Source organism: Sulfolobus islandicus Y.N.15.51, assembly GCF_000022485.1.
Lineage (GTDB): Archaea > Thermoproteota > Thermoprotei_A > Sulfolobales > Sulfolobaceae > Saccharolobus > Saccharolobus islandicus.
In genome coordinates this window covers 2180393-2206942 of the sequence record NC_012623.1, presented here as the reverse complement: position 1 = coordinate 2206942, position 26550 = coordinate 2180393, and the positions used below count along the sequence as shown (strand labels likewise).

The 26550-nt window shown below is 37.1% G+C and carries 33 protein-coding genes and 4 pseudogenes; 12 read left to right on the top strand and 25 right to left on the bottom strand.

Annotated features, from left to right (window positions below):
* The first annotated feature begins 197 nt into the window (after positions 1-197).
* A complete protein-coding gene (locus YN1551_RS11940; protein WP_012717958.1) occupies positions 198-1052 on the top strand; it encodes a hypothetical protein in 855 nt (284 codons plus the stop codon).
* 351 nt (positions 1053-1403) lie between these two features.
* Here YN1551_RS11940 and YN1551_RS11935 read toward each other — a convergent pair whose 3' ends face one another.
* Positions 1404-1835: a MarR family transcriptional regulator gene (locus YN1551_RS11935; RefSeq protein WP_009992186.1), complete on the bottom strand. Its 432-nt coding sequence runs from the start codon at positions 1833-1835 to the stop codon at positions 1404-1406.
* Complete coding sequence (locus tag YN1551_RS11930; protein WP_009992184.1) at positions 1832-2275, bottom strand: hypothetical protein; 444 nt, start codon at positions 2273-2275, stop codon at positions 1832-1834. Before YN1551_RS11930 ends, YN1551_RS11935 begins: the two co-directional genes overlap by 4 nt.
* Positions 2276-2534: 259 nt before the next feature.
* Between YN1551_RS11930 and YN1551_RS11925 the strand changes: the two genes are divergently transcribed.
* A complete protein-coding gene (locus YN1551_RS11925; RefSeq protein ID WP_012715790.1) occupies positions 2535-3794 on the top strand; it encodes a Glu/Leu/Phe/Val family dehydrogenase in 1260 nt (419 codons plus the stop codon).
* Between the two features lie 67 nt (positions 3795-3861).
* Here the strand turns inward: YN1551_RS11925 and YN1551_RS11920 are convergent, their stop codons facing one another.
* The 3 genes from YN1551_RS11920 to YN1551_RS11910 all read right to left on the bottom strand — a co-directional run bounded on the left by YN1551_RS11920 (position 3862) and on the right by YN1551_RS11910 (position 6216).
* Positions 3862-4242, bottom strand: a complete 381-nt coding sequence (locus YN1551_RS11920) for a clan AA aspartic protease (protein WP_012717957.1) — start codon at positions 4240-4242, stop codon at positions 3862-3864.
* A gap of 134 nt (positions 4243-4376) precedes the next feature.
* Positions 4377-5591 (bottom strand): RNA-guided endonuclease InsQ/TnpB family protein, encoded by a 1215-nt coding sequence (locus YN1551_RS11915; protein ID WP_012717956.1) that lies wholly within the window; start codon positions 5589-5591, stop codon positions 4377-4379.
* Positions 5575-6216 carry an IS607 family transposase gene (locus tag YN1551_RS11910; RefSeq protein WP_012717955.1) on the bottom strand — a complete coding sequence of 214 codons (642 nt, stop codon included), beginning with the start codon at positions 6214-6216 and terminating at the stop codon, positions 5575-5577. Before YN1551_RS11910 ends, YN1551_RS11915 begins: the two co-directional genes overlap by 17 nt.
* 611 nt (positions 6217-6827) lie before the next feature.
* On the opposite strand from YN1551_RS11910, the gene YN1551_RS11905 reads away from it, so the two are divergent.
* Entirely contained in the window at positions 6828-7037 is a 210-nt protein-coding gene (locus tag YN1551_RS11905; protein WP_012713073.1) for an antitoxin VapB family protein, read from the top strand.
* The gene (locus YN1551_RS11900; RefSeq protein ID WP_012715785.1) at positions 7025-7417 is read left to right on the top strand and encodes a type II toxin-antitoxin system VapC family toxin; all 393 of its coding nucleotides are present in this window, start codon (positions 7025-7027) and stop codon (positions 7415-7417) included. The genes YN1551_RS11905 and YN1551_RS11900 overlap by 13 nt, the downstream gene beginning before the upstream one ends.
* Before the next feature lie 2 nt (positions 7418-7419).
* On the opposite strand, the gene YN1551_RS11895 is transcribed toward YN1551_RS11900, so the two are convergent.
* Together YN1551_RS11895 and YN1551_RS11885 are read right to left on the bottom strand one after the other, a co-directional pair.
* The gene (locus tag YN1551_RS11895) at positions 7420-7701 is read right to left on the bottom strand and encodes a PIN domain-containing protein (RefSeq protein WP_148206503.1); all 282 of its coding nucleotides are present in this window, start codon (positions 7699-7701) and stop codon (positions 7420-7422) included.
* Positions 7702-7954: 253 nt separating this feature from the next.
* Positions 7955-8688, bottom strand: a protein-coding gene (locus tag YN1551_RS11885) for an IS1-like element ISC796 family transposase (RefSeq protein ID WP_457852655.1) whose coding sequence is annotated in 2 segments (ribosomal slippage) — positions 7955-8259 and positions 8259-8688 — 735 coding nt in all. Because the reading frame shifts where the segments join, the coding sequence is not laid out codon by codon here.
* A gap of 67 nt (positions 8689-8755) precedes the next feature.
* On the opposite strand from YN1551_RS11885, the gene YN1551_RS11880 reads away from it, so the two are divergent.
* Positions 8756-8950 (top strand): hypothetical protein, encoded by a 195-nt coding sequence (locus tag YN1551_RS11880; RefSeq protein ID WP_012717954.1) that lies wholly within the window; start codon positions 8756-8758, stop codon positions 8948-8950.
* A 102-nt stretch (positions 8951-9052) separates the two neighbouring features.
* Here the strand turns inward: YN1551_RS11880 and YN1551_RS11875 are convergent, their stop codons facing one another.
* The 5 genes from YN1551_RS11875 to YN1551_RS17670 all read right to left on the bottom strand — a co-directional run bounded on the left by YN1551_RS11875 (position 9053) and on the right by YN1551_RS17670 (position 10830).
* Entirely contained in the window at positions 9053-9448 is a 396-nt protein-coding gene (locus YN1551_RS11875) for a type II toxin-antitoxin system VapC family toxin (RefSeq protein ID WP_012717953.1), read from the bottom strand.
* Positions 9435-9659 (bottom strand): type II toxin-antitoxin system VapB family antitoxin, encoded by a 225-nt coding sequence (gene vapB / locus YN1551_RS11870; protein ID WP_009988442.1) that lies wholly within the window; start codon positions 9657-9659, stop codon positions 9435-9437. Before vapB ends, YN1551_RS11875 begins: the two co-directional genes overlap by 14 nt.
* A gap of 404 nt (positions 9660-10063) precedes the next feature.
* Positions 10064-10213 (bottom strand): hypothetical protein, encoded by a 150-nt coding sequence (locus YN1551_RS17155; RefSeq protein WP_238527837.1) that lies wholly within the window; start codon positions 10211-10213, stop codon positions 10064-10066.
* 1 nt (position 10214) lies between these two features.
* A complete protein-coding gene (locus YN1551_RS17675) occupies positions 10215-10406 on the bottom strand; it encodes a hypothetical protein (protein ID WP_080513589.1) in 192 nt (63 codons plus the stop codon).
* Positions 10407-10593: 187 nt separating this feature from the next.
* Complete coding sequence (locus YN1551_RS17670) at positions 10594-10830, bottom strand: hypothetical protein (RefSeq protein ID WP_148206570.1); 237 nt, start codon at positions 10828-10830, stop codon at positions 10594-10596.
* A gap of 145 nt (positions 10831-10975) precedes the next feature.
* Here YN1551_RS17670 and YN1551_RS11855 point away from each other — a divergent pair, with 145 nt between their 5' ends.
* From YN1551_RS11855 to YN1551_RS11840, 4 genes are all read left to right on the top strand, one after another.
* Positions 10976-11617 carry an IS607 family transposase gene (locus YN1551_RS11855; RefSeq protein ID WP_012717952.1) on the top strand — a complete coding sequence of 214 codons (642 nt, stop codon included), beginning with the start codon at positions 10976-10978 and terminating at the stop codon, positions 11615-11617.
* On the top strand, positions 11589-12815 hold the full coding sequence (locus tag YN1551_RS11850; protein WP_187146877.1) for an RNA-guided endonuclease InsQ/TnpB family protein: 1227 nt from the start codon (positions 11589-11591) through the stop codon (positions 12813-12815). Before YN1551_RS11855 ends, YN1551_RS11850 begins: the two co-directional genes overlap by 29 nt.
* 173 nt (positions 12816-12988) lie before the next feature.
* Complete coding sequence (locus YN1551_RS11845) at positions 12989-13234, top strand: hypothetical protein (protein ID WP_012713146.1); 246 nt, start codon at positions 12989-12991, stop codon at positions 13232-13234.
* Positions 13231-13641: a type II toxin-antitoxin system VapC family toxin gene (locus tag YN1551_RS11840; RefSeq protein ID WP_009990338.1), complete on the top strand. Its 411-nt coding sequence runs from the start codon at positions 13231-13233 to the stop codon at positions 13639-13641. Before YN1551_RS11845 ends, YN1551_RS11840 begins: the two co-directional genes overlap by 4 nt.
* Before the next feature lie 96 nt (positions 13642-13737).
* Here the strand turns inward: YN1551_RS11840 and YN1551_RS17150 are convergent, their stop codons facing one another.
* On the bottom strand, positions 13738-13908 hold the full coding sequence (locus tag YN1551_RS17150) for a hypothetical protein (protein WP_009990339.1): 171 nt from the start codon (positions 13906-13908) through the stop codon (positions 13738-13740).
* A 26-nt stretch (positions 13909-13934) separates the two neighbouring features.
* Entirely contained in the window at positions 13935-14096 is a 162-nt protein-coding gene (locus tag YN1551_RS18125; protein ID WP_148206476.1) for a transposase, read from the bottom strand.
* Between the two features lie 311 nt (positions 14097-14407).
* Between YN1551_RS18125 and YN1551_RS11830 the strand changes: the two are divergent.
* Positions 14408-15353, top strand: a pseudogene (locus YN1551_RS11830) (IS110 family RNA-guided transposase).
* A gap of 101 nt (positions 15354-15454) precedes the next feature.
* Here the strand turns inward: YN1551_RS11830 and YN1551_RS11825 are convergent.
* A pseudogene (locus YN1551_RS11825) lies at positions 15455-16488 on the bottom strand (ISH3 family transposase).
* A gap of 682 nt (positions 16489-17170) precedes the next feature.
* Here YN1551_RS11825 and YN1551_RS11820 point away from each other — a divergent pair.
* On the top strand, positions 17171-18433 hold the full coding sequence (locus tag YN1551_RS11820) for an ATP-binding protein (protein ID WP_012717949.1): 1263 nt from the start codon (positions 17171-17173) through the stop codon (positions 18431-18433).
* Positions 18434-18699: 266 nt separating this feature from the next.
* On the opposite strand, the gene YN1551_RS11815 is transcribed toward YN1551_RS11820, so the two are convergent.
* From YN1551_RS11815 to YN1551_RS11805, 3 genes are all read right to left on the bottom strand, one after another.
* Positions 18700-19227 carry a PaREP1 family protein gene (locus YN1551_RS11815; protein ID WP_012952556.1) on the bottom strand — a complete coding sequence of 176 codons (528 nt, stop codon included), beginning with the start codon at positions 19225-19227 and terminating at the stop codon, positions 18700-18702.
* A 65-nt stretch (positions 19228-19292) separates the two neighbouring features.
* A complete protein-coding gene (locus YN1551_RS11810; protein ID WP_012717948.1) occupies positions 19293-20513 on the bottom strand; it encodes an RNA-guided endonuclease InsQ/TnpB family protein in 1221 nt (406 codons plus the stop codon).
* Positions 20497-21138, bottom strand: coding sequence for an IS607 family transposase (locus YN1551_RS11805; protein WP_012717947.1), 642 nt, complete (start codon positions 21136-21138; stop codon positions 20497-20499). Before YN1551_RS11805 ends, YN1551_RS11810 begins: the two co-directional genes overlap by 17 nt.
* Positions 21139-21428: 290 nt before the next feature.
* Here YN1551_RS11805 and YN1551_RS11800 point away from each other — a divergent pair, with 290 nt between their 5' ends.
* Entirely contained in the window at positions 21429-21743 is a 315-nt protein-coding gene (locus YN1551_RS11800) for a hypothetical protein (RefSeq protein ID WP_012717946.1), read from the top strand.
* A gap of 11 nt (positions 21744-21754) precedes the next feature.
* Here the strand turns inward: YN1551_RS11800 and YN1551_RS11795 are convergent, their stop codons facing one another.
* The 7 genes and pseudogenes from YN1551_RS11795 to YN1551_RS16160 all read right to left on the bottom strand — a co-directional run.
* Positions 21755-22705: a dTDP-glucose 4,6-dehydratase gene (locus YN1551_RS11795; RefSeq protein ID WP_012715779.1), complete on the bottom strand. Its 951-nt coding sequence runs from the start codon at positions 22703-22705 to the stop codon at positions 21755-21757.
* Positions 22702-23742, bottom strand: a complete 1041-nt coding sequence (locus YN1551_RS11790; RefSeq protein WP_012717945.1) for a glucose-1-phosphate thymidylyltransferase — start codon at positions 23740-23742, stop codon at positions 22702-22704. The genes YN1551_RS11795 and YN1551_RS11790 overlap by 4 nt, the downstream gene beginning before the upstream one ends.
* Positions 23743-24568 (bottom strand): annotated as a pseudogene (locus tag YN1551_RS11785) (SDR family oxidoreductase). It lies immediately after the preceding gene.
* A gap of 136 nt (positions 24569-24704) precedes the next feature.
* Positions 24705-25241, bottom strand: coding sequence for a dTDP-4-dehydrorhamnose 3,5-epimerase (gene rfbC / locus YN1551_RS11780; protein WP_012715782.1), 537 nt, complete (start codon positions 25239-25241; stop codon positions 24705-24707).
* Between the two features lie 277 nt (positions 25242-25518).
* Positions 25519-25902, bottom strand: a complete 384-nt coding sequence (locus tag YN1551_RS11775) for a type II toxin-antitoxin system VapC family toxin (RefSeq protein ID WP_012715783.1) — start codon at positions 25900-25902, stop codon at positions 25519-25521.
* The gene (locus YN1551_RS11770) at positions 25889-26161 is read right to left on the bottom strand and encodes a hypothetical protein (protein WP_012713077.1); all 273 of its coding nucleotides are present in this window, start codon (positions 26159-26161) and stop codon (positions 25889-25891) included. Before YN1551_RS11770 ends, YN1551_RS11775 begins: the two co-directional genes overlap by 14 nt.
* 212 nt (positions 26162-26373) lie before the next feature.
* A pseudogene (locus tag YN1551_RS16160) lies at positions 26374-26543 on the bottom strand (zinc ribbon domain-containing protein); the annotation flags it as partial.
* Positions 26544-26550: the final 7 nt, after the last annotated feature.

The window sequence follows — 26550 nt, the reverse complement described above, 5'->3', positions numbered from 1 at the left end:
AAAGCATGTATAATAGCGGGTTTGCTGCTTTGTGGGTTACTTAATTTTTATCTGAGTTAACGTGGAACTTACTTTTAAATCAACGCCTGATTTCGAATTTAAGAAAACTTAATGAGCTTAACATCTTAGAAAATTGAAGTATTCAACAAAGCACGGGTTTGCAAAAAGTTTATTTGTTAACCAAAAGATTATAGTGTATGGATGCAAAAAAACCCATTATTTTAACAATTATTGTTTTGATATCTGCGTTTATCGTCGTCTTGGCCAGCACACACCCAACTACTCAAGAGAGTGGTTCTACAACCGATACATTCCACTATTCCACATTAGATGAAATACATACGTATAATATTTCACCCATAACCAATTTCATCTCATACTATGTTAATAATACTAATGCAACACTAGCATTATCACTAGCATCTCAAATAATTGGTAATGGTACAATAAATTTCATATCGTTCAATAACACCTTCGCAATAATAGGCTATTTTAAGGCTTCTAGTCCCTTGTCATCATTTGCCTTCACAATAATAAATAAAACTTTAGTGAAACACGGCTTTGTATACGGCCAATATAATACCTTACTTTATGATTATAAAAACACTAGTGCTTTTGGATTTGATGGACATTACTTTTATATTGTCAAGGATAACGCAAGTTCTAACACTACTTTCTTTCTCCTAAAGTACCTTTACACCTCACAGAAAATCTTTGCATCTCAACCATCTATTAATGTAATAGCATATGGCAATACAACTTATGGTAGTTTTCAATTATTCTCGTCAAATAGCCAACTAATATTGAAGAGTACCGGTAACTTTAGTAGTGTGACAAAACTTTTAAAGTACTTTAACATAACCATAGGTAACTTTACTGTAGCCGGGAAAGTCGTTTTTAAGAATGCTACTGTTGTAGTCTATTCAATAAATGCAACTTATGACAATAGGAGCCTATTCGTAATGATAGGGATAAATAAACAAGATAATTATAGCATTGTCATAACATCTCATCAAGAAATAAGCTTGGCCGAAGTATTAAAGGAATTATAATCTTTTTATAAAAGTTTTTATAATTACATCTTATTAAGATTCTATAAAGGCAGTTCTTAATCGAAATTTAATAAGATATCTATATTTTAGTACAGTAACTAATGCTAAGCACGAAATAAAGTCCAAACTCTTTAGTATCTAATCTTTTTCTGTCATAAAGAATAAAACGAATCGTCCATAGTGCTTGGAGGAAGAGTCAAAGTTAATTTTATAATCATATTATTTATTTCTATATCTCAAACACATATACGAATATCAGTGTAAGACTTCTCTTTATGAAGATCAGCTAAGTGACGAATTTTTAGGTTAATAGCTATATTGTATGTTAATTTACAAAATTGGCTATCTATTCTATTGCGTGACTTTCAGCTCCTTTGACCCCTCAATTTCGTATGTAAGTAGAAATAGATATTGTAGCAGAAGCGTTAAGTCGTCTGTCTTATCCTTGCCTTTAGAAGCTAGAATATAAAATTCTCCCTCGTCCTTCAAAAGATCAGCTATTTTTTCAATTTTCTCATCTGAGATTCCTTGATATTTAAACCAAATCCTATTAACAATTCTCTCCTTATAGCTTTGCATTACCTTATCGGTTATCACATATTTTCCATCCGAAGTCTTCTGCAAGTACCCTTTCTTTATAAGGTCGTTTAGTGCCTTAGATAGACCCGCATCAGACATCCCAGTTAGATCCCTTAGTTCCGTGAAGGATTTAGGAGTCTTGCAATATTCAAGTATTAAATTTCTCTTCACAGTATAAATTTTATTCTGACTACTTATATTCATTGCAAGTCCCTTGATTCGTTCTTTAGGATATTAATTGACTTAATTGCGTCAAAACCAATTTTACCTTTCCATAGTTCCATTTCACCTTCAGTAAATATCGCCCTCTGATTTTCATAGTCCAGTAATAGCATGGTATTTTTCTTCTTTACAGTCTGGTCTGTTTCACTAACTACTTTTACGTCATTTAATATTATATGTCTAAGTTTTCCGTCACTTGTAACACTTACTGCTACGGATTTATCTCCGAGATAAATACCATATAATCTATATATAGTTTCATAATTATTTTTATTCACTTTTGTTTCTATGATTTTTACCTTCCAGTTATCTCCGACAATTTCATTAAATACTTGCCTCTCCAGGTTTGTTCTATTAAGTATTTCTCTTACTTTATCAAGAGGCATATGCATAATCTTATCAAATGGACTTTCTTCACTCATTTTTTCTTCACTCAACTTTACTTTGGTAGAGTAAATATTTAAACTTTTTGATCGAAAAAAGTGCTTATAGGAAAGTCCTTGTTACCTCAAGTATACTTAAAAGTATTCAAGAGTCGCTAAAAACCTTATATTTAGTTTCTGCACTTTGAGAAGACCTCTAATATCAATTTGTCTTTCTCACTTTAGGAGAACTGTATATTAAAAATTTTCAAAATTGAGTTGGAATAATTTTTTATTCTTAAAGTATTTGATTAAAGCGATGGAAGAACTCCTTACCTCGAATTTGTTCGTCCAACAAGTTAAGAAGTTGTATAAAGTTGGAGAATTGTTGGGTTTAGATATTGATACTCTAGAAGCCCTTTCCCAGCCGGAAAGGGTTATACAAGTTAAGATACAAATTAGGGGTTCTGATGGTAAGTTAAGGACGTTTGTGGGTTGGAGAAGTCAACACAATTCGGCCTTAGGCCCATATAAGGGAGGAGTTAGATACAGTCCCAATGTTACACAAGAAGAAGTAATAGCATTATCAATGATTATGACGTGGAAGAATTCCTTGTTATTATTACCCTATGGTGGAGGAAAGGGTGGGATAAGAGTAGATCCTAAGAAGCTAACATTAAAGGAATTGGAGGATCTGTCTAGAAAATACATTCAATTAATTCACAACTATTTGGGCAGTAATGTGGACATCCCAGCGCCTGACATTAATACTAATCCTCAAACTATGGCTTGGTTCCTAGACGAATACATAAAGATAACTGGTGAAGTTGATTTCGCAGTGTTTACCGGTAAGCCTTATGAACTAGGAGGGATAGGTGTTAGATTATACAGTACAGGGTTAGGTGTAGCAACAATTGCTAGAGAGGCTGCTAATAAGTTCATAGGAGGAATTGAAGGATCAAGGGTTATAATTCAAGGGTTCGGAAACGTTGGTTCTTTTACCGCTAAATTCTTGAGCGAAATGGGGGCTAAAATAATTGGAGTTAGTGATATTGGGGGAGGGGTAATTAATGAGAATGGAATAGACGTTAATAAGGCGTTGGAAGTTGTTCAGAGAACGGGTAGTGTTGTGAATTATCCAGAGGGTAAAAAGGTTACAAATGAAGAGTTGCTAATAAGTGATTGTGATATATTAATTCCAGCCGCAGTGGAAAATGTCATAAATAAATTTAATGCACCCAAGGTTAAGGCTAAGCTTATTGTTGAAGGTGCAAATGGTCCATTGACTGCAGATGCAGACGATGTAATAAAACAAAGGGGTATAGTTGTTATACCAGACATTTTAGCTAATGCTGGTGGAGTCGTTGGAAGTTACGTGGAGTGGGCTAACAATAAGTCTGGTGGGATAATTAGTGATGAGGAGGCTAAGAAACTTATTATTGATAGAATGACTAACGCTTTTAACACTTTATACGATTTTCATAAGAGGAAGTTTGCTGATCAAGATTTGAGGACTGTGGCAATGGCTTTAGCTGTGGATAGAGTAGTAAAGGCAATGAAGGCCAGAGGTCTGTTATAATCAAGAACTATATTCTTCTTTTTTCCTCTCTTCTAAATTTGTAAGGAAAATTTAGTCTCTGCGAGTGTTAAACTACATGAGAGTAGATGCATATTTTATTCATTCTATAGAAGCATATATTTAGTTTCTTTAATATTTCTCTCCCTAGTAGGTTCATTTCTACATAAGGAGAGGACTCAATAAATGCATCTATATTTAAACGATTGATAGAAATACTAGCTTTGGCCATGTAAACTTCAATATTACCTAAAATGCTTCTGTATTTCCTAGTAATAGGAATCTCCATATAGTTAAGTTTCGTATAAATTTCGTAGTTGAGGAGTAACCAACCAGAAAATCCAGTGTTAACTAGTACATCTATCTCAGCAGAATTTTCATTCTTAGGGTCAGATACTTTTACGTGCAGTATAGGCTTTTCATTTATATCAAAACACTCCAGTGAGTTCACCCTCTCCAATTAGCCACTTTTTGCTTAGAGCGTAACACTTATTGTATTTCCTAGCCTCCTTTATCATTTCATCCTCGTTTTCAAAGCTGCCTATAAAATTACCATCACAGAATAACGCATACTTCCGTTTGTCCCTACACTTTCGTTTCAATCATTTTATGTTCATTCATGATCGAGTGTAGGGACTTAGCCCTCAACCACCTTATAGGTGGGTCATGGGACTCCTTCGAGCCCAACGGCACGGGGCTCACATCTCCAGCCCTCTTCGCTAAGTTGTACAGCGCAACTACATCCCTATGCCACTTTTCCTTCCCCTTCTCACAAACACCAACCCTTGGGGCATCGCCCCCATCGAGTTGGTAAACGATCTTCGCCCCATGAATTGGGCAAACAGTGGAAGTATAAGATGGGTTAACTAAGACCACGGGGACACCAAACTCCCTAGCCTTCTCAATAATAGCATTCTTCATTGAGGAAAATGCAGATCTATAAATCCTCAACCTAAGCTGTTTATCCTTCACGTCCTTTATCATATGCTCCGGAGTTCTCCTTGGCAAGTCCTCTAAAACTATGACACTCCTACTTTCAAAAGCCTCTTTAACGATCAGCTTGGCTAATTTCCTCCTAATGTCTACTTTCTTATTCCTCTCCCTCAGCCTCTTTAACTTCCTCCTCACTTCCCTATCCTTAGTTGACTTACCAGTGATTGTCAACTTCCTCCTATACTCATAGCCCAGAGTAATTTTCTTAGTGTTAGTCTCAAGCAATAAGGGTTTACTGTTGATAAGTACAGAGACTGAATTCTCGTTAAGGTCGACGGGAATAAACGCTTTAGGTTCATAAGGTTTAGGCTCATCTCTCTTAAAAATGACGTAGAACTCTACAACATTTCCCTTCAACAATTTAAACCTGGCCTCACTCGCAATCCTCCAGCCCTTATTATAATATCTCCAGAAGATCTTAGGGAAGGTTGGTGAAATGAAAACCCTACTCCTCTTTGTGGAAATCGAAATCCTATCAAGGTTGAACTTCCACAGATGATCATCCAGGTGAATAGTAACTCTCCTCACTGACGGTTTCTCAGTGTAACTCCTCCCTCTCTTCTTCAACTTCTCAAAGCTATCCAACCTCTCGCTTGCGTCCTCACAAGCTGTGTAAATATAATGGGAGGGTAAGTCCTTATGTTTCTCCCTCTCAGTCTTGTAAACTCCAGCTTTAATCCTGGTGAAGGAGGTAGTCTTATTTACGAGCCCATAATTTATTGCCTCCTCTAGAACCTCTCTGTACTCCTTCTCGACCTCCTTAAGTGCTGAGTATGTAGAATAGTCAACCCTAACCCTTAACTTCACTGTCCTCTCCACTCAACTCACCTATCAACTTTTTTACACCTTGAACTAGGAGTGTTTTCTTGTGACTCCTCATTCCGTAAATTTTCCCAGCGAATGATGTAACGACGGAAATTAAGTCCTCAACTAGCTCTTGTGCGTCATCTTTGGGCTCCTCACCGAAAACTACTTCAATCTTAACTCCCATGGTTGAGAAGAACTCTTCAAGGTATTCAAACCCAAAACGCGTTAGTCTGTCTTTGTATGTTATTAATACGATGTCTACACTCCTTCCCTCAACAAGTTTGAATAACTTAAGCAATCCTTTCCTTTGTGTGTTCAACCCGCTAGCTATATCTTTCAGTACTTCAACCACTTTGTAACCTTTTGCCGTTGCGTAATTTGTTAGGTAGTTTATTTGTCTCTCCAAGTCCTCTTTTTGATCGGTAGAGGAGACCCTAGCGTAAATTACAGCCCTCGTCTCTTCCCTCCTTTCTAAGTACTTCTTAATCTCGCTGTAAGGTATCCTATACTTCCCTCCTTCAGTTGTTACTACCCTTATTTTTCCTTCTCTAATCCACCGTAGGAGTGTTGAGTATGAAATGCTGAGTAGTTGGCAAGCCTCCTTAGGTCTCAGTAGTCTCTCCACAAAATTAGTTGATAATAAATAAATATAAAAAGATTTCTATTAACGTGAGAAAGGATTCAGCCCTTATATAAAACATATTAGTCAGACCTGTGTAATACAGATCTGACTGGGTGAGGCCGTTTTGGGCTTAAAGCTCGATGAGGAGCTTAGCCCACCTCCACTTCAAGGTTCTCAGTAGTTGTTTAAGTTCATAAGGGAAAAGTATTTGAGCTAGTATTGTATTTGAGGGCGGACTTGACGAAGTCCCTATTAGCTTGCTTAACACCTTTAGTTTGTGGCATATAGTTAGGTCCGCCCTCGCTTATACAAGCTTTTCTACAAAAAATTAGCAAAAATTAGATTTTTCTGAATTTCATTCATCTCATTTTTTACGCATAAAAAGAGATTCCCATACTGACGTGGACGTTTATGAGGAGTACATAGATAAATACCACGTGCTGAGTACTCCTAAAATAGTATAATGAAAAAGAATTTTCATTATTTCCCCCGCTAATACTTTTAAAAATGCTTGCAAAGAGTACGTAAAACGAGTTCTAAGCTATTGCAGTAGCCAATAGTGCCAAGTTAATATAGATTAAGCTTTTAATATAAGTTTAAACATAAGTTTAAACATGGCAAAGACTATAACTATATCAAACAAAGCATATGAAGCCCTTCTTAAGGAGAAGAAAGAAGGGGAAAGTTTTTCAGATGTAATAATTAGGTTAACATCTAGTGGAAATAAGGAGAAGTTACTTAAATTTGCAGGAATTTGGAAAGACGCCAAAATAGACGATGTAATGAAAGAATTAGAAGAAATGTGGTCCAAATGGAATGTTTAGATAGTGATATCATAATAGACTTCTTGAAGGGAAGAGACGAGGCAGTAAATTATATAAAAAAGAGTAAAGAAGAATTAGCTACAACTTCTATAAATGTTTTTGAGGTTTATTTTGGAGGATATAAGATAGGTAAGACGAAATGCCTAGAAGATTTCTTTTCCTCGCTTAAAATCTTAACGTTAGATTATAACGCGTCTAAGAAAGCTGCGGAAATTGGAACTAAATTATCGAATGAAGGAAGGCAAATTGAAGTAAAAGATTTACTTATCGCATCTATTTGTATAGTTAATGGTTGCACACTAGTTACATCTAATATTAAACATTTCTCGAGAATAAACGAATTGAAGTTAAAGAATTGGAGAAATGAAGTTTTTTATTGAGGTTATAAAACAATAACTTTTACTCCTTCTTTCTCAGCAAATTCCTTAACCTTATCATCTGCAGTTATTAAATAATAGTTAAGGTCTTTAGCCAAAAGTACTGCTTCAGTTTCCTCAACGCTTAACCCTTCTAAAGGTTGGAATTTATGAGAGTAAACCAAAACCTTGACTCCTTCATCCAAAGCCTTATTAACATCTATCCCTTCCTTTAGTGCAAAAGATAAGCCAGAGGTCGTAATTATTAAGGAATATTTTCTTTTAAACTTTTCAACAATCTTGTCCAATCTTTTAAAAAAGATTTGGAGATATAACCGGAGTGTAGACAACAATTTTGTTAATCCAGTACAAATTATATAAAGTATAATTTTATTTTCAATTCATCACAAGATTTTTCAGTTAATAAAGTGGGTAGTGGTAATTTTAATTTCAATTAAAATTTTTATTGTAAAATTAAAGTGTCCAAAGGAGGAGGCTTTAAGGTAATTTTGAATAAATTTCAATTAAATGAAATTGTTGACCACACTGATAGTGTCGTCGTTAAGCTACAAATTCTGGGATTAACCTTCTCTCCCATAAGACTAGGGCTATGGAGTACATCATGGTGCGAATGCTCCTATTTACTGCCTTCGTTGCTCTCTTGAATCTAATTAGCCTATCCCTTAATGAGGAATGAAAGGACTCGTTCGGGTTAACTGGCGAGACAACCGTGTGGTCTTTCAACCAGAAGTACAAGTTATAATCATCGCTCACCCATCTACCCTCGTCAGGCAAATACTTTTTGACCTCAAGGAAAGTACTCTCATCCCTATCCCCCACAGAGTAAATGAGGTAAACTCCAATCTCGTGTACACATAACAAGTGAAAACCCACTTGTAAAAAGCCCTAGCATTCTTGTACAAGTAAGTCCACATCTCATCAACAACCTTAGCAACAACCTTACCCTTGACCAGCTCCTTAGCCCTACCCCACAACTCAACCAACTTCTCATGCTTTTTCCTACCATAACGCTTAATCCAAGTGAAAACAGTACCAAGAGGTACGTTAAGCACCCTAGAAATAGCCCTCATACTCATACCATTAGCATACATTCTCAAAGCCTCCTCCCTCAACTTCCTAGAATGATGATGATAACTAGCATCACCCAAGAAGTACTTACCACAATCCCTACACAAAAACTTCTGCCTACCCAAAGGCCTACCACACTTAACAACATGATGACTACCACAAGAGGGACAAGAAACGTCTTGCCTAAATACAGGCTTCCTACCCATAAGTAATACTCGTTATACAAATATAAATAACTTAACGACGACACTACCACCACACTCAGTTTAACTTATGGAGGAGTTAATAAAGAGGACTGAGGAAAAAGGCATTGACGTCAAGGAGTTAATACTTTCAGCTTTGTCCCGCATTGACCCTAAAGAGAGCATTAAGTTAAGAATTGAATTGGCTGAGAAGTATATGGCTGAGGGTGAGGAGTATTTAAAGCGTGGCCTAAAGTTAAGGAGAAATTTAACATTAAAGACTTAGTAATAATTTCGCCTACAAGAGGTAAATTGACATAAATAAAGTGCTCGATAATTTCAACTTAAACAAGCTAAGTAAGTGGAAAAGGACTGCCTTTTTTAGTCCTTATATTAATAGCGTATTAACTCCTTCTTTTATCGCAACTTCGTACTGCTTTTTATCAGACGTTACTAACTCAAGGTTATTCGACTTAGCTAATGCGATGAACAAGGAGTCATAAACAGTTATTTTATTCCTATTAGCGATCTTAAATGCCTCAATCAAGTATTCATCTTGGCTTACAATCAATAGAGCCTCTCTTTTTAATAAGTCAGAAAGTATTTTAATTACGACGTCCTCTTTCATTTCGCCTAAAAGGATCTTTTTCCACAAGGAGTTAGCAACTTCCTTAATCGATAAGTCCAAGGTCATCACTCCTTCAGATATAATTTCCACAACCTTTTCCCAACCCTTCTCTTTAGAGAAAAATTTTACTAAAGAAGAAGAGTCAATGACTCTCACGATCTTCCCTCACGGAATTTGATGAGAACCCTTCCTCACTAGGTTTAACGTCCTTAAGGTCTTCAATCCATTTATTTATGTATTCTTTAGCCTTAACCTTTAGGTAAAGTTCCTCTAAAAATTTTCTTACCTCTTGATCAATGTCTACTCCATGTTTTTCTAATTCCTCCTTTATCTCCTTCTTTATCCTCACGCTTATCACTGTAGACATATGTGTCTATTAGCCGTAGACATTAATAAAGATTTTCACAAAAATTCGACATTCTTGTCTATTGAGTTTAACTTCTCAGTTCTTCTTTATTTCAACCGTTAGTTGCTTTTTACGATTTTTTTCACTTGACGTTATCAAGCTTGAGCAAAATTGAAAAATTATCTTGAATATAATATTTCTTGTTATAAAATTATTCATTATATTCAACTAGAAAAGATTATATAATATATATTAACAAGTATTATACAAATAATTGTATAATTTTCCAATAAAATTTGTTATACTCACAACTAAAACTAGTAAGCGAAATTTGTTAATTAACCCTACCCTTGTCCCAATCCTCGTTAAGAGTACTTCAAGATTGCGATAGAGGTTGAGGAAGAAGACCTCTATCACAGCACCCTTCAAAGTCGTTGTTGAAGCCCTACCTTCCCTAATCTTGATCCCTCAACGGGAAGTCTAGCAGAACTAACACCCTTAACCAAGATGTTCTTCCTAGAAGCCCTATCAGCCAAGAGCTTAAAACCATCAAAGGAAAAGGCCAAATCACTCAAATTAGCCAACCTTAAAATTCCTAACAAAATTAGTCCTCCTTTCAACAAACCTTAAAACCAAAGTATGACTTACCATGCTTCCTACCCCAACCACCCTTATACTAAAGCTTGTAAAGTACTTGAGCTTAGAAACACTATAACTCATGAGGAGAAAATCGTCGTTAAATTTCATCTCATCAAGGTCAAGTGACATCTTCTCTAGACCGGTTTGAAAACTCCTCTTTCCCTCGCGGAAGAATGTATCAATTATGTAATAGTTCTCGAATTTGTCGTTTTTTCTCTTCCTACCTCAAGTTCGAAACCCTTCTCCCTATACTCGTTAATCACCTTGTCTAAGGCCTTGTTGAGTCATTAGAGTTGTCCACATTCTCTCCCCCTCATCAACAACTGTTTCTTGTAGAAGAAGAATGCTTTTTTGGTGGGACTTTCCCACCTAAGAATTTCATAAACATTTTGCTATCCCTAATTTCTCCCTCTAACCAAGAGATTTCGTAGACGAACTTGATTAATAGGACTTTGAGGAGTAATATAACGTCCCACTTGGGTTTCTTGGAGTAAAGTGACTCAAGTTTACCCCTAAACGTTTCCCATGGAAATACTTTATCGACCTTGAGCAAAAGGTCTTTCTCAGTTGAAAGTGACTTAGGCAGTAACTTGATTGTAGCTTACGGTTATTCGCTTAAGAGTGAGAGAGAGGCTGGACTGAATCCTTTCTCACGTTAATAGAAATCTTTTTATATTTATTTATTATCAACTAATCTTGTGGAGAGACTACTGAGACCTAAGGAGGCTTGCCAACTGCTCAGCATTTCATACTCAACACTCCTACGGTGGATTAGAGAAGGGAAAATAAGGGTAGTAACAACTGAAGGAGGGAAGTACAGGATACCTTACAGCGAGATTAAGAAGTACTTAGAGAGGAGGGAAGAACCAAGAGCAGTAATTTACGCAAGGGTTTCATCAGCAGACCAAAAAGAAGACTTGGAGAGACAAATAAACTACCTAACAAATTACGCAACAGCAAAAGGTTATAAAGTGGTCGAAGTTTTGAAAGATATAGCTAGCGGGTTGAACACACAAAGGAAAGGATTGCTTAAGTTATTCAAACTTGTTGAGGGAAGGAGTGTAGACATCGTATTAATAACATACAAAGACAGACTTACAAGATTTGGGTTTGAATACCTTGAAGAGTTCTTCTCAACCATGGGAGTTAAGATTGAAGTAGTTTTCGGTGAGGAGCCCAAAGATGACGCACAAGAGCTAGTTGAGGACTTAATCTCAATCATTACCTCATTCGCAGGGAAAATTTACGGAATGAGGAGTCACAAGAAAACACTCCTAGTTCAAGGTGTAAAAAAGTTAATAGGTGAGTTGAGTGGAGAGGACAGTGAAGTTAAGGGTTAGGGTTGACTATTCTACATACTCAGCACTTAAGGAGGTCGAGAAGGAGTACAGAGAGGTTCTAGAGGAGGCAATAAATTATGGGCTGTCAAACAAAACTACCTCCTTCACCAGGATTAAAGCTGGAGTTTACAGGACTGAGAGGGAGAAGCATAAGGACTTACCCTCCCATTATATTTACACAGCTTGTGAGGATGCAAGCGAGAGATTAGACAGTTTTGAGAAGTTGAAGAAGAGAGGGAGGAGTTACACTGAGAAACCGTCTGTGAGGAGAGTTACTATTCACCTGGATGATCATCTGTGGAAGTTCAGCCTCGACACGATTTCAATTTCCACAAAGAGGAGTAGGATTCTCATTTCACCAACCTTCCCTAAGATCTTCTGGAGATATTATAATAAGGGCTGGAGGATTGCGAGTGAGGCCAGGTTTAGGCTGATGAAGGGAAATGTTGTAGAGTTCTACGTCATTTTTAAGAAGGATGAGCCTAAACCTTATGAACCTAAGAGTTTCATCCCCGTCGACCTTAATGAGAATTCAGTCTCTATATTAGTTGATGGAAAACCGATGCTTTTAGAGACTAACACTAAGAGGATTACTCTGGGCTATGAGTATAGGAGGAAGGCAATAACTACTGGTAAGTCAACTAAGGATAGGGAAGTGAGGAGGAAGTTAAAGAGGCTGAGGGAGAGGGATAAGAAAGTAGACATTAGGAGGAAATTAGCCAAGCTGATCGTTAAAGAGGCTTTTGAAAGTAGGAGTGTCATAGTTTTAGAGGACTTGCCAAGGAGAACTCCAGAGCATATGATAAAGGACGTGAAAGACTCTCAGCTTAGGTTGAGGATTTATAGATCTGCATTTTCCTCAATGAAGAATGCTATTATTGAGAAGGCTAGGGAGTTTGGTGTCCCCGTGGTCTTAGTTAACCCATCTTATACTTCCACTGTTTGCCCAATTCATGGGGCGAAGATCGTTTACCAACTCGATGGGGGCGATGCCCCAAGGGTTGGTGTTTGTGAGAAGGGGAAGGAAAAGTGGCATAGGGATGTAGTTGCACTGTACAACTTAGCGAGGAGAGCTGGAGATGTGAGCCCCGTGTCGTTGGGCTCGAAGGAGTCCCATGACCCACCTATAAGGTGGTTGAGGGCTAAGTCCCTACACTCGATCATGAATGAACATAAAATGATTGAAATGAAAGTGTAGGGACAAACGGCTACCGGGCAGAGGGGTATGAGTTTGATAATAACGTTGAAATAAATATTAATTACTGAAAAATTCTCCTTACGTTGTATCATACTTATGAAATAAATTGAAGATATCAACAAAGTAGCTAGTTAGATAAAAACTTATATTGGTATACCTATATAATATATTATATGTCAGTAGTAATAACGATTAAAGTGGACAAGCGGATTTCAGAATTAATAGAAAAGATGATAAGTTTAGGCATTGCTAAAACTAAAAACGAGGCCGTAAACTTGCTAATAGAGTACGGTAGAAATGAGATCGAGAAATGGATAACCAAAGAGGAGAAAGTTGAGGAACTGATAAATAAGTGGCTTAAGGACGGTTTCCCGTATAAGGGTTTAGACACTTCAGATTTAAGGGAAGAAAGAGTATGAGCATATTTGTTGATACTAACGTCATAATTTCTTTTGTGGAACAAGATGTGAACTATAACAAGGCCTTAAAAATTAGGGAAATTAACGATCTAATGACATCAGAGGTTACAGTACTAGAACTGTATTCCTTTTTCTCAAGAAAGTTAAAGGACGAAATTCTAGCAGAAGCCTCAACAAAATACGCACTTAAAGTCAGTAACGTTAAGGTTGTCGAACTAGATATGAACAGGCTATTTAGAAAGTCATTAGAGCTCTCCACTAAATTGCAACTAAAGACACTAGATGTTCTTCAGATATCTTCAGCTCTATTACTTAATGCGAAATCTTTTATCACTTTCGATAAGGACATATTGAAAAAGAGGGATCTCATAGAAAAAATTGTTAAGATATCTGTTTCTGAGTTATAGTACCAGAGTTCTTTTTCATAATAGATGCAACGAGCTTATACTTTTCTTAAAACAAAATATAGAAAAACATTGGGAAAAGCTTATATTATTGTGAAATTAAACTTGATAATAGATAATAAACAAAATAGAAGAAAATTTCTCCCCACTTCTATCTTCCTCAGGGTCCTCAAGCACATCGTGAAACTTGTTAATCCAATAACCAGTGTAATTACCTTGAAAAACCAAATAATAGAATTCATCCTCAATAAACTCCAGAACATAATCCAAGTTATAATAAGTATTAACCCAACGCTTCAAATCCTTCCAAACTCAATACGATTCAAATCCAAGGAATAGGGAGGCAAGAAGAGCAAATTAATGTTAAGCCTAGAAGCAGTAGCGAGAACATAAGAAGACTTGTGAAAGCTAGCATTATCAACACTAGTAAGTCCGATAAGTTCGTAGCTTGCTAACATCTTGATTCTGCAAAAGAATCAGCTAAGAATTTCCAATAACTACTAACGATTGGACCGGAATTCCCAACCTTGAGCAAGCGAAGAAATTCGACAAAGACCCTAGAATTAACATTGGAATAGGTGGGCATGACACAAGGAACATCCTGACCTCCTTATATAAAACATATTAGTCAGATCTGAGTAATACAGATCTGACTGGGGTGTAGGCCGTTGACTTCCTTGGGCTTAAAGCTCGACGGGGAGCTTGGCCTCCTCCAATTCGAACCGGAAGTTGGGCAAAAAGCCCGAATAAAACATAAGGGTGAGTACAATTGGAGGCCCCAGTCGCAGGAATAGATGTATCAAAAGATAAATTAATCATGTATTTTCAAGGTAAACTCTACGAGTTTACTAATGATAAGCGAGGTTATGAGGAGATAAGGAAGATCTTGCCTAAGGGTTGCAAAGTGGGTATTGAGAGTACTGGAGTTTACCACGTTAACCTAGCAAAGTACTTGAATAATGAGTATGATGTTAGGATCATTAATCCCTTTATTCTCAAGAAGTTCAAGGGTTTTAGGGGTAAGAAGAGTGATAAGAATGATGCTAAAAAGCTTGCGGAATTAGTTGTAAGTATGGGTAGTGGGTTTACAACAAGTGATGCTAGGGAGTTGACTAGCCAGTGGGATTTTGTTACTAGGAGTATTGCTAGGGTTAAGAATAGGTTGAGGAGGGATTTGGTACTTTTAGGCTATAGGGATAGTTTGTCTAAGAAAAACTTGGAGGAGGTTTTGAGGGGTGGGGATAGTATTGTCTTGGCTGAGGTTTCTTTTGGAGGAGCTTGAGAGGCTTAAAACTAGGAAGAGGGAGATTGAGAAAGAGCTTGAGAATGTTGTTTCCAAGGATAGTTTGATTTTCACTATTCCTGGTATTGGTAAAACCTTGGGTTGTATTATTTTGGCTAGGGTTGGTGATGTTAGGCGCTTTAGTGATAAGAAGAGGTTTGTTGCTTATTGTGGTCTCGATCCTCTTGTTGAGTCTAGTGGTAAGAGTGTTGTCTCAAGGGGTATTTCTAAAAAAGGTGATGCTGTTTTGAGGAGGGCTTTTTACCTGGCAGCTTTGACTGCTATTAAGGTTAATCCTGTTATCAAGCGTTTTTATGAGGAGCACAAGGGTAGGTTAAAGGGTAAGAAGTTGATTACTGCTTGTGCAAGGAAATTGGCTGTTATTACTTGGGCTGTGCTGTATTATAATAAGCCCTTTGATGCTAGTGAGTAAAGCAGGTTTCATCACTTGCGTAAGTAGTGTGGACTATGCTCGATTTTTCATGGAAAGGTTTTTATACCGGAAGCTCCCCGCCCTAAACGGTAGACCCAAAATCACCTCCTTAAAAATAAATCTATAGTGTAAATAAGTGTTTCAATTATATTAAATGTAAAATTCTCTGGATTGAATAAATCAGGAAATAAAAGAATTAATAATAATCTAAACTCCTCTCTCCCCACCTCCCCCTTGAATATGGTATATAAGGAGTAGAGTACAAGGGCCAGCACGAAGATCAACGTGCGAAAAACAAACTTAGTAGAACCAGTAAATGGAAGAAAAGCCTTAATGTTCCTATAAGAGGTCTCTATGGGACCTCTTACCTTATTGTACAAATCCAACACTTCCCTCTTGGATAGGTCTAGATTAGTAGCCCTAGCAAAATAAACAAGACTCTTTCTCCTCACTTTTTCCTTGCTGTACACGAGGAGCCTGAACTTGACCTGCCCATCCCTCCTATGCCTCTTACTATTTGTCATATACTCTCCGTCAAACTCCTCATAAACCTTAACATCCCCAACAGGCACAGCAACTATATACTTAAACTGTGAAATGAAATTGAGCACATCAACTGTGTAGAAACCAGCGTCAAGAGTCATCAACCTTATCTTGAATCCCATTGCCATTACTTGCTCCACAAGAACCTTCACTATCTCGTCCTTAGTCATACCGTTCACTTGCGGAATAAAGGCAAGTAAAAGTACTTTCCCCTTATACTTGGTTGTTGCGTAGTTCCACGAGTTTCCTTTTTCAGAGCTCCCTTTCACTGGTTTCCCATACCACGTCTTGGTTGTCCAGTCTATTGAAAGATCTATCTCCTTTACCCCCTTTAATATCTCCAAGGATATTTTCCTAGCTCTTTCCAATAGCTTTTCAATCACTTCCATCCCTTGTTTCACTACGTAATTCCTCACGGTCTGTGGGGATACGTCATACGCTCTGGACTTGTTCTCTACAGAGTCGTTCCACAAACACGCGGGGATGAGAGTTTTCGCTACCTTCTCTACCTTTTCCCCTTGGAAGTTCAACATGGAAAGTAATTTATATCCTATTTGTTGAATGTTTGGTGAGGGAGACCGGGTGTTACCATCTCACTTACTCACGTGGTAATACCACATCTCCCTCACCTTAAACCCTTTCTTCAATTGAATTCTTTATACTCTTATAAATTTCTTTATCTTTTATAAATTCGATATTATCCTACTAGAAATATTTTTTCTAATATGATTTTGGGTCTACCGAGAAGGGGCGAGGCTTGTCGTTCTTTTTGTCATGGCATATAACCGCGACCGCTACTCCTCCTAACATCTCAGTTACCTTAGATTTTTAATAGTTCTATTGTAAAGATCTATTTTAATTTTATATTCTTATATAAACTAAACTTACTTCAATATAATTAGAAAAGTCCAATCTAAAGCATTATTACTGCATTACTACTAACCTTAAGTACAAGATTCTAATAATGCTTAACCTAACAAGGCCTATAACTGCTTATGACTGGGGTGATTCAGGTCTCTTTTGCGAATTGTAATTCATGAATAAGATGGAGATAACAAAGCAAACTGCTGAGCGTGGATCTCCACCTAGTCAGTGGGGTGGTATTTGATTAAATTCATTACGATTCTTTAAATAAACTGAATTCGCAAAGGATGCATGAATGACCCCTCATGAGCGAATATTATAATTTTTTATGGTAAGGAAATTTCCGTGAACTACTGTTCATTTACTATTCTTAGACGTTAAGCATAATTTTAAATATCATATTTTAGAATATGATATTTATGAATATGGTAAATAGAGAAAGAGAGTTACAAGCCTTGAAGAAAAGGCTTTCATCAAATGATTTAGAGCTTATAATAATTTACGGAAGGAGAAGAATAGGAAAGACTTTCCTCATCATAAACGCTGTTAATGGTTATGATTTCATATATTATTTAGCTACAGAAAAAAACAATTTAAGAAAATTCAAGGAATTGACGGAAAGTAAATACGAAGACATAAAATACGTAAAGGAAGATTGGGAGGCAATTTTTCACTATTTGAGAGATAAGATTATCATAATAGATGAATTTCCGTATATGATAAAAGAGGATGAGAGCATATTATCAACCTTCCAAAAAATTGTTGATGAGACTCTAAAAGGTAGTAAAACTAAGCTAATTTTACTTGGCTCTTCCATTTCCATGATGGAAGACGCAATATCCTATAAAAGCCCTCTTTACGGTAGGAGGACTGCGTCTATGGAATTAAAAGAGCTCAAATTTAAAGATCTGAAAGGATTTAATTTCTCTCTAATTGATGCAATACACGTTTACGGTTTTGCCGGTGGAGTGCCTTTTTACCTCACAAAGGCTAAAACTCCATTCTTAAAGTGGATCAATGCAGAATTAAAAGAAGTTGACTCTTTTATAAAAGATGAGATAGACTTTATGTTAAGATACGAGTTTTCTGAGATTGGTACGTATAAGGAAATATTGCACGCAATTTCTTCTGGCAAAAATACGTTAGGGGAAATAAAGGACTTTGTTAGAATAAGTGGAGACGTTTCTTCATATTTAAATAAACTTGAGAAAATAGGAATAATAGGAAAGGAGTTCCCCTATAAGATGAAGAAGGGTGCTAGGTATTATATTAAGGATAATTTTACACTTTTCTGGTTCACATTCATTTATCCAAACTTAAGCTTAATAGAGGAAGGAATTTATGAGATAAAAGAGGACGAGTATAACGTATACTTAGGGAGAATTTTTGAGAAAATAGCTAGAGAGTACGTGGAGGACGTATATAAGGTTAAGGTAGAAAGGCTCTGGTTTAAGGATGTGGAAATAGATATATATGGAGATGGAATAGCTGGTGAATGTAAGTGGAGTGAAGGAATAAATGGGGAGAAAGTACTTTACGAATTAAAAAGAAAAGTTGAAGATTTAGGACTAGACGTTAAAAAATACATAATATTTGCAAAAAGCTTTTCAAAAACTAATGAAGAGGCTGAGTTTATAGATCTCAAAAAGCTAGAACAATGGTATAGAACTTAAAATGAAAAGATATATTATAAAACGTATAAGATTCTTAATACTTAGAAAAACAAAAAAATTCAGATATATTAATCTAGAGTATGGTCAATAATTTCATTTATTTAAGATTTATTCAAAATTACAAAAATTGGGCGTTAAGGTGCAAAAAGCCTCGCCAGCGGGAATGTATAGCCCCCTTATATTTAAATATAAGTTCTTCTAAATTTCCTTAATGGCTAGGAGGGGTAATAAAGCGATCAGAGCAACTGTTTCAAGGCTGAACTCTCTTATTTATTACCTTCTGTTAATTCCTTTATTAGCTCGTCAATCTTTCCCAATATTTCCTTAACTTCGTACTTAGAGTAATAAATGTCTATCACTTTCCTAGTCTCCTTTACTAACGTAATTAAATCCCTAAATACTTCCTCTTTTTTACTATATCTACTAAAGCCAGGTTCAAAACCATTATAATGATAATCGTGAAGATTTAGAGCATAGTTCACAAGGCTTATAACGTCAATTCCTATATCCTTTAGTACTTGTGCTAAACCGTACATGGCGTGTGTAGGCACTATGTGGGCCTTCTTTTTAATCCATTTCCTTTCCTTTTCATCTTTAGCTAAATTAATTAACTTCTCTTCATTAGTTACTATGAGAGCGCTTAATAACGCTTTTACCGCACTAAAAGCTTTCCCCGCAGAGTTCCTAGTATATCCTTCCTTCCATAGAGTAAGAGATAGGAGAAGGTCAGATAAGCTTTCAATTATCCTAGCCTCCACGTAATCCTCTCCAACCCTATAAAGATCCTTCTCCACAACCACTTCATTCTAGTATAAGTTAAAATAATTACTCCTAAACACGAACAATAACCCGTTTGTCCCTACACTTTCATTTCAATCATTTTATGTTCATTCATGATCGAGTGTAGGGACTTAGCCCTCAACCACCCACTTACTGTAGGTGGGTCATGGGACTCCTTCGAGCCCAACGGCACGGGGCTCACATCTCCAGCCCTCCTCGCTAAGTTGTACAGTGCAACTACATCCCTATGCCACTTTTCCTTCCCCTTCTCACAAACACCAACCCTTGGGGCATCGCCCCCATCGAGTTGGTAAACGATCTTCGCCCCATGAATTGGGCAAACAGTGGAAGTATAAGATGGGTTAACTAAGACTACGGGGACACCAAACTCCCTAGCCTTCTCAATAATAGCATTCTTCATTGAGGAAAATGCAGATCTATAAATCCTCAACCTAAGCTGTTTATCCTTCACGTCCTTTATCATATGCTCTGGAGTTCTCCTTGGCAAGTCCTCTAAAACTATGACACTCTTGCCTTCAAAAGCCTCTTTAACGATCAGCTTGGCTAATTTCCTCCTAATGTCTACTTTCTTATCCCTCTCCCTCAGCCTCTTTAACTTCCTCCTCACTTCCCTATCCTTAGTTGACTTACCAGTGATTGTCAACTTCCTCCTATACTCATAGCCCAGAGTAATCCTCTTAGTGTTAGTCTCAAGCAATAAGGGTTTACTGTTGATGAGCACCGAGACCGAATTCTCGTTAAGGTCGACGGGAATAAACGCTTTAGGCTCATAAGGTTTAGGCTCATCTCTCTTAAAAATGACGTAGAACTCTACAACATTTCCCTTCATCAGCCTAAACCTGGCCTCACTCGCAATCCTCCAGCCCTTGTTATAATATCTCCAGAAGATCTTAGGGAAGGTTGGTGAAATGAAAACCCTACTCCTCTTTGTGGAAATTGAAATCCTATCAAGGTTGAACTTCCATAAGTGATCGTCGAGGTGAATAGTAACTCTCCTCACTGACGGTTTCTCAGTGTAACTCCTCCCTCTCTTCTTCAACTTCTCAAAACTGTCTAATCTCTCGCTTGCGTCCTCACAAGCTGTGTAAATATAATGGGAGGGTAAGTCCTTATGTTTCTCCCTCTCAGTCCTGTAAACTCCAGCTTTAATCCTGGTGAAGGAGGTAGTTTTGTTTGACAGCCCATAATTTATTGCCTCCTCTAGAACCTCTCTGTACTCCTTCTCGACCTCCTTAAGTGCTGAGTATGTAGAATAGTCAACCTTAACCCTTAACTTCACTGTCCTCTCCACTCAACTCACCTATTAACTTTTTTACACCTTGAACTAGGAGTGTTTTCTTGTGACTCCTCATTCCGTAAATTTTCCCTACGAATGATGTAACGACGGAAATTAAGTCCTCAACTAGCTCTTGTGCGTCATCTTTGGGCTCCTCACCGAAAACTACTTCAATCTTAACTCCCATGGTTGAGAAGAACTCTTCAATGTACTCAAACCCAAAACGCGTTAGTCTGTCTTTGTATGTTATTAATACGATGTCGACACTCCTTCCCTCAACAAGTTTGAATAACTTAAGTAATCCTTTCCTTTGTGTGTTTAACCCGCTGGCAATATCTTTCAGTACTTCAACCACTTTGTAACCTTTTGCCGTTGCGTAATTTGTTAGGTAGTTTATTTGTCTTTCCAAGTCTTCTCTCTGATCGGTAGAGGAGACCCTTGCGTAAATTACAGCCCTCGTCTCTTCCCTCCTTTCTAAGTACTTCTTTATCTCGCTGTAAGGTATCCTATACTTCCCTCCTTCAGTTGTTACTACCCTTATTTTTCCTTCTCTAATCCACCGTAGGAGTGTTGAGTATGAAATGCTGAGTAGTTGGCAAGCCTCCTTAGGTCTCAGTAGTCTCTCCACAAGATTAGTTGATAATAAATAAATATAAAAAGATTTCTATTAACGTGAGAAAGGATTCAGCCCTATAATAATCTTTTCTACATTATCTTCCTTTTATTTTGCTACAGAATATATACACAACTTTATTATATCTATAGTAGCTACAATTTTAGCAATATTCTCCTATATAATGGTACTGAACTTTGCCAAATACGTACACTATTCTGAAGAAAACAAGACTATAGCACTTTCACTTACAGTACAGAATTTCTGGAAGAACTAGAACTGCTGGATTGAAAACAAGACTTTTAATGAAGACAATAGAAGAAGTATGCTGGGGATTTAGAGAACATGGAAAAATAAGTAAAGCTTATCCTTACTACGTAAGGGCAAGACTAGGTGGACAATTGGTACCTATTTTCATAGGACTTTATAACTTCTTCCTTCTAGCACTTCCAGATATCTTGTATTGGAATCGCCCAGAGATATTAGGGATAACTCAGTACTTACAATCCATTTTGCATAACATGTATCTGGGCCTAGCAATTACTTACTCTTTAGATTTCATTCTATACTTCGTTATAATTGCTGCGATACATTGCTGTATTAAAAAAGGAAACAGTTAGGGAAAATTAATCTACTGACGCCACGGTTCATCTTCCTTAAAGAACTTATCGTCGATCAATGGCCTCCACCACCACTCATTACTAATATACCATTCATAAGTCCTCCTCAAACCCTCCTTTAAAGGAGTAACCTCATAAGAAAGCCTAGTACTCATACAATATCTCCTATCATGCCCTGGCCTATCAGAAACGAACTTAATCTTAACCTCTTTATCCATAACCTCACTTAATAACTTAACCAACTCAAGATTACTAACCCTCTGCCTCCTTGGGATATTATAAACTTCTCCTCTCCATTCAGCCTCGTCTAGTAAGTCAACTATTATCCTTGCAGTATCCTCCACGAATATCCAATCCCTCTCTTGTTTACCATCACCGTAAATTGGAACGTGTAAACCGAGCAAAGTCCTAATAATAATTTTCGGAATGAACTTCTCAGGGAACTGCCTAGGCCCATAATTATTAGAAGGCCTAACGATAATAGCCTTAACGTTATAAGTCCTTACGTAAGACTTAACGAATAAGTCTGCTGAAGCCTTAGAAGCGCTATAAGGTGATGATGGATTAAGAGGAGAATTCTCATCACCACACTCCTCACCGTAAACTTCGTCCGTTGATATGTGAACGTAATTAAAATTAAAACGCCTAGCAGCTTCTAAAACGTTTATCGTCCCTAAGACATTCGTAGTCACGAAATCTTGAGGTTTATAAATAGACCTATCAACGTGAGATTCAGCTGCGAAATTAATTACAACTTCTACCTTATGTTCCCTCAAAATATCATGGAGTTTCTGATCCCTTATATCAGCTTTAATAAATTCGTGATCGGTGTCCTTTAAGTTCTCAACCCTGCCGGCGTAAGTTAAGAGGTCTATAACTATTGGCCTAATCCCCCTCTTATTCAACTCCCTTACAAAGGCAGAGCCTATAAATCCGGCCCCTCCTAAAACTGCAATCTTCATATTTCAACCCTTGAGTTCTCCCCTATTATTAACTTAACCCATTTCTTTCCCTTTATTACGCTTGAATTATTACCTATCAAAGAATCCATCATGGATACACCTTCCACCCTTACGTTATCTAAAATTACGCTGTATTCTATCTCACTATTCTCGATCACACAGTTATCCCCTATTGAAGTAAATGGGCCTATGTAGGAGTTTATTATCTTACTCCCCTTTCCTATATAAGCTGGCCCCCTAATAGTTGAGTTCTCAATTAACGCTTCTTTTTCTATAAATACCCTGCCGTCAATTGATGATTTCCTAACCTCTCCTTCTATCTTTCTCTCAGCGTATTTATCCAAAAGGAAAGAATTAGCCTCCAATATGTCCTTAGGTGTCCCAGTATCCTTCCACCAGCCATCAATTATCTTATACTCAACTTCCCTACCTCTGTCAATCAATCCTTGTATTGCATCAGTTATTTCTAACTCACCCCTCCATGATGGCTTTAGATTTTCTATCACCTCAAATATCTCCCTAGTAAAAGCGTAAACACCAACTAAAGCTAAATCGGAAATTTTCTCTTTCGGTTTTTCCACTAGCCTAATCACTTTACCATCTTTTATTATCGCAACTCCGAAACGGTTGGGATTGTCAACCTTTGCCAAAAGTATTGAAGCCGAGCCCTTGAAGGAAAGGAAAGAGGGGAGGTTGTCATAAGGAACTATGTTGTCCCCTAAATAAACCAGAAACCTATCTTCCGTTATCACGTCCTTCACTTTATATACCGCGTCGGCCAATCCTCTAGCTTTGCCTTGATATACGTAAGTTATGTTAACTCCGAAACGTGAGCCGTCACCGTAATACTCTACAACCTTATTCGGATTATTATCTCCCAAGATTATTATAATATCCTTTATACCCGCATCTCTTATCTGTTCTAAAACCCATTGTGAAACGGGCTTTCCTGCAATCTTTATCAACTGTTTAGGCCCGGTATGCGTTAGAGGCCTTAACCTAGTCCCTTGACCGCCGTGTAAAATTACGGCCTGCAATCAAACCACCATATAACGCAAATTCTCATCTAAGGAATAAAAGTCGGTAGAAAGTAACTTCTTAGCTTTAGAAATGTCTAAAGAGGAGTCAAAGGGCCTCTTCGCAATCCAACCTTTAACCTCATCAACTTCCTTTACGCTACCGCCTAGATTAAACTTCTCCTTAATCTTCATTGCCAAATCTACTCTAGAAACTCTCTCGCTCGCAACGTTCAATATCCCTGTTTTCCTATACTCGATTAATTCGGAAATAGCCTCAGCTAATTTTCTAGCAGAAATTGGTGAATAGTACCCCTTAAATGCGGAAACCTCCTTACCTTCTTTCAACGTCTTATAAACGTAAATGGGAAAACCTTTATGCCTAAAAACTCCAGAAGTCCTTATAACGAGGCTATCATCGTAAGATAATGCGTAAGTTTCGCCAAGAAGTTTGGTTAAGCCGTAGTAGTTGATAGGATTTGGCAAGTCCTCTTCCTTATAAAGTCCCTTTTTACCGTCAAATACGTAATCAGTGCTTATGTGAATTAGGTAAGCTTCTACAACGCGGGAAGCCCTAACAATGTGTTTCACTGCCTCAGCATTTACCTTAAAGGCTAAACTCCTTTCTACTTCACACTTATCCACGTCGGTCAATGAGGCTTGTGTTTATTATAACGTCCGGCCTCTTTTTAATAATGAAGTCTTCCACTGCCGAGTAATTGGTTAAATCTAGCTTATAACCGCCCTGCACTTCCATCGTGTTGTATACCTTAACAATGTCACCTTTTAAAACCTCAGAAAGCTCAAAGCCTAACTGTCCAGATGCGCCAGTTATTAATATTCCCATGATATAAAATGATTTAAAATAGAAATAATAAGGGTTTTGGTTACGGTAGTGTAACTGAACTAACCACTAATCTGGCTCAGAGCTTAGTGGTGTGAGCAGTAAAAACTATTTACGTCACAATTTCAAGTCGTTTCCATCACCAATCCTCAAATACCTCAGCTCTCTCTAATGGTGGGCATTTTGCATCTTTTTCGCTGACTATTACACTTTTTATCGGCCAGTCTATCATTGTGTAATTTATGCACCTCTCGTGGTATGACGAATACTCATTATGTGTTACGAAATATAACACCGTAGAGTCTTCTAGTGCTTGGAAGCCGTGTGCAAATCCAGGTGGTATCCATAACATGTAATGGTTATCCTCATTTAGTTCGGCATAAACGTACTTACCAAAGCTTTTAGATTTCTTCCTTATATCTACTGCTACGTCTATTATTCTTCCCTTCATTACTGTAACTATCTTACCTTGTTCTTTCGGCGGTAATTGGTAATGCAAACCCCTTACGACTCCAGGTTTAGAAAATGAAACGTTAGCTTGTAGAGGAGTAGGAATATTCATTTTCCTAAATTCGGATTCCTTAAATATTTCCTTAAAATAACCCCTATTATCTGGAAATGCTTTAGGCTTTATTAAAATCACACCTAAGCCTAGTTCCTCAAATTCAAATGGCATCAAGAGTAAAGGTAGTAAAAAACTTTAAAACTTTCGAATTTGACGTTATTAATCACGACTTTGACTCAAACTGTTAAAAAGATCATAGAAGTGCGTTTTGTGAACTAGTTCAATTTTTTAGACACTAAGCTCATCGATTTTCCTTAAATTTGAAATCAAGCGTCGATTTAAAAGTAGGTTTAACGTAAACCGTGATAAAAATTGAAGTAATTCATAAAGATCATAGTAATGTCGTTAAGACAACACGCGTACAGTCATAAGGTAGTTTTTTGATCAGTCATTTTTTGTTAATTTCTGCAAACGCATTCGACAATGCTTGATCAAAAGTCATTAGCCTCTTAATTTTTAGCCTCTTCGAGAGGGATAAGGTAGTACAATCGGTAAAACTTAATTTATTAAACTTGTTGAACAGTTCCCACGCTGTTCTAAAGTCCTCATCATTAACTCTTATAATGTCCAAGTTCTCTAAAATATTCTCACCCACCTCTATGGCTATCCACGGAACCTTAGCCCTTAAAAATGTCACTATCTCGTCAAAGATATAGTCTGAAATTACTAGCTTGTCGTTAGTTATCTCGTCGAAGATCTTCAGGGCTTTTTCGTGTCTGGAATCCCTCTTATTATAAAAAGCTATTAGGAAGCTCGTGTCAAGGATTATCATATATTACACTGTCGACGTCAATATTACTAGTATCAATACCCCAATCTTTTATAGCTTCCTTCATTTTCTCGTAATTTTTCCTTTTAAACTTCTTCATCATATAATCAAAAAACGACTCCTTATTATCAATGGCAAAGGATATGAGATAATCTTGCAGTTCCTCCAAAGTTAGCTTAGTATTCGACTTCAGCAAGATCTCAGCCCTTAAATTCTCAAGATCGAGCTTGGTTTTGTCCTTAACTTTTATTGTAGTTACCATAAATTAAAGTATACTTTTCTACTAAATATACTTTTCCACCGCACTTTCAATGGCGGTTGAGAGATTTAAGCAACATGCTTTGTGATAGCTCCAGATAGTGATTCATGTTCCCTTGTAATTAACTTTATTTCTGCAAGGTTAGAATAATTGATTGTAAACTAAGAGGAACTGACTTCCTCCTCGTTAACGATGGTCTCCTGATCGATTCGGGACTACATCTGAGGGGCAGTTGAGAGGGTCAGAACTCCCTCCCATTAACCACTGCAATTACGTCACGATCGTTTTCATAATTACAAGCGCACTTAAACCTACGACGAGAAACCTCAACCATCTTCCTGCCGCATTTAGGACATGAGACTGATGAATAACTATGTTCTATATAAGGAAGT

Bases quoted from the DNA above. Each gene is read 5' to 3' on its own strand.
- YN1551_RS11940 (WP_012717958.1), top strand. From the start codon at position 198: ATGGATGCAAAAAAACCCATTATTTTAACAATTATTGTTTTGATATCT.
- YN1551_RS11935 (WP_009992186.1), bottom strand. From the start codon at position 1,835: ATGAATATAAGTAGTCAGAATAAAATTTATACTGTGAAGAGAAATTTA.
- YN1551_RS11930 (WP_009992184.1), bottom strand. From the start codon at position 2,275: ATGAGTGAAGAAAGTCCATTTGATAAGATTATGCATATGCCTCTTGAT.
- YN1551_RS11925 (WP_012715790.1), top strand. From the start codon at position 2,535: ATGGAAGAACTCCTTACCTCGAATTTGTTCGTCCAACAAGTTAAGAAG.
- YN1551_RS11905 (WP_012713073.1), top strand. From the start codon at position 6,828: ATGGCAAAGACTATAACTATATCAAACAAAGCATATGAAGCCCTTCTT.
- YN1551_RS11900 (WP_012715785.1), top strand. From the start codon at position 7,025: ATGGAATGTTTAGATAGTGATATCATAATAGACTTCTTGAAGGGAAGA.
- YN1551_RS11880 (WP_012717954.1), top strand. From the start codon at position 8,756: ATGGAGGAGTTAATAAAGAGGACTGAGGAAAAAGGCATTGACGTCAAG.
- vapB (WP_009988442.1), bottom strand. From the start codon at position 9,659: ATGTCTACAGTGATAAGCGTGAGGATAAAGAAGGAGATAAAGGAGGAA.
- YN1551_RS17675 (WP_080513589.1), bottom strand. From the start codon at position 10,406: ATGTCACTTGACCTTGATGAGATGAAATTTAACGACGATTTTCTCCTC.
- YN1551_RS11845 (WP_012713146.1), top strand. From the start codon at position 12,989: ATGTCAGTAGTAATAACGATTAAAGTGGACAAGCGGATTTCAGAATTA.
- YN1551_RS11840 (WP_009990338.1), top strand. From the start codon at position 13,231: ATGAGCATATTTGTTGATACTAACGTCATAATTTCTTTTGTGGAACAA.
- YN1551_RS18125 (WP_148206476.1), bottom strand. From the start codon at position 14,096: ATGTTAGCAAGCTACGAACTTATCGGACTTACTAGTGTTGATAATGCT.
- YN1551_RS11820 (WP_012717949.1), top strand. From the start codon at position 17,171: ATGATATTTATGAATATGGTAAATAGAGAAAGAGAGTTACAAGCCTTG.
- YN1551_RS11800 (WP_012717946.1), top strand. From the start codon at position 21,429: ATGAAGACAATAGAAGAAGTATGCTGGGGATTTAGAGAACATGGAAAA.
- YN1551_RS11795 (WP_012715779.1), bottom strand. From the start codon at position 22,705: ATGAAGATTGCAGTTTTAGGAGGGGCCGGATTTATAGGCTCTGCCTTT.
- rfbC (WP_012715782.1), bottom strand. From the start codon at position 25,241: ATGCCATTTGAATTTGAGGAACTAGGCTTAGGTGTGATTTTAATAAAG.
- YN1551_RS11775 (WP_012715783.1), bottom strand. From the start codon at position 25,902: ATGATAATCCTTGACACGAGCTTCCTAATAGCTTTTTATAATAAGAGG.
- YN1551_RS11770 (WP_012713077.1), bottom strand. From the start codon at position 26,161: ATGGTAACTACAATAAAAGTTAAGGACAAAACCAAGCTCGATCTTGAG.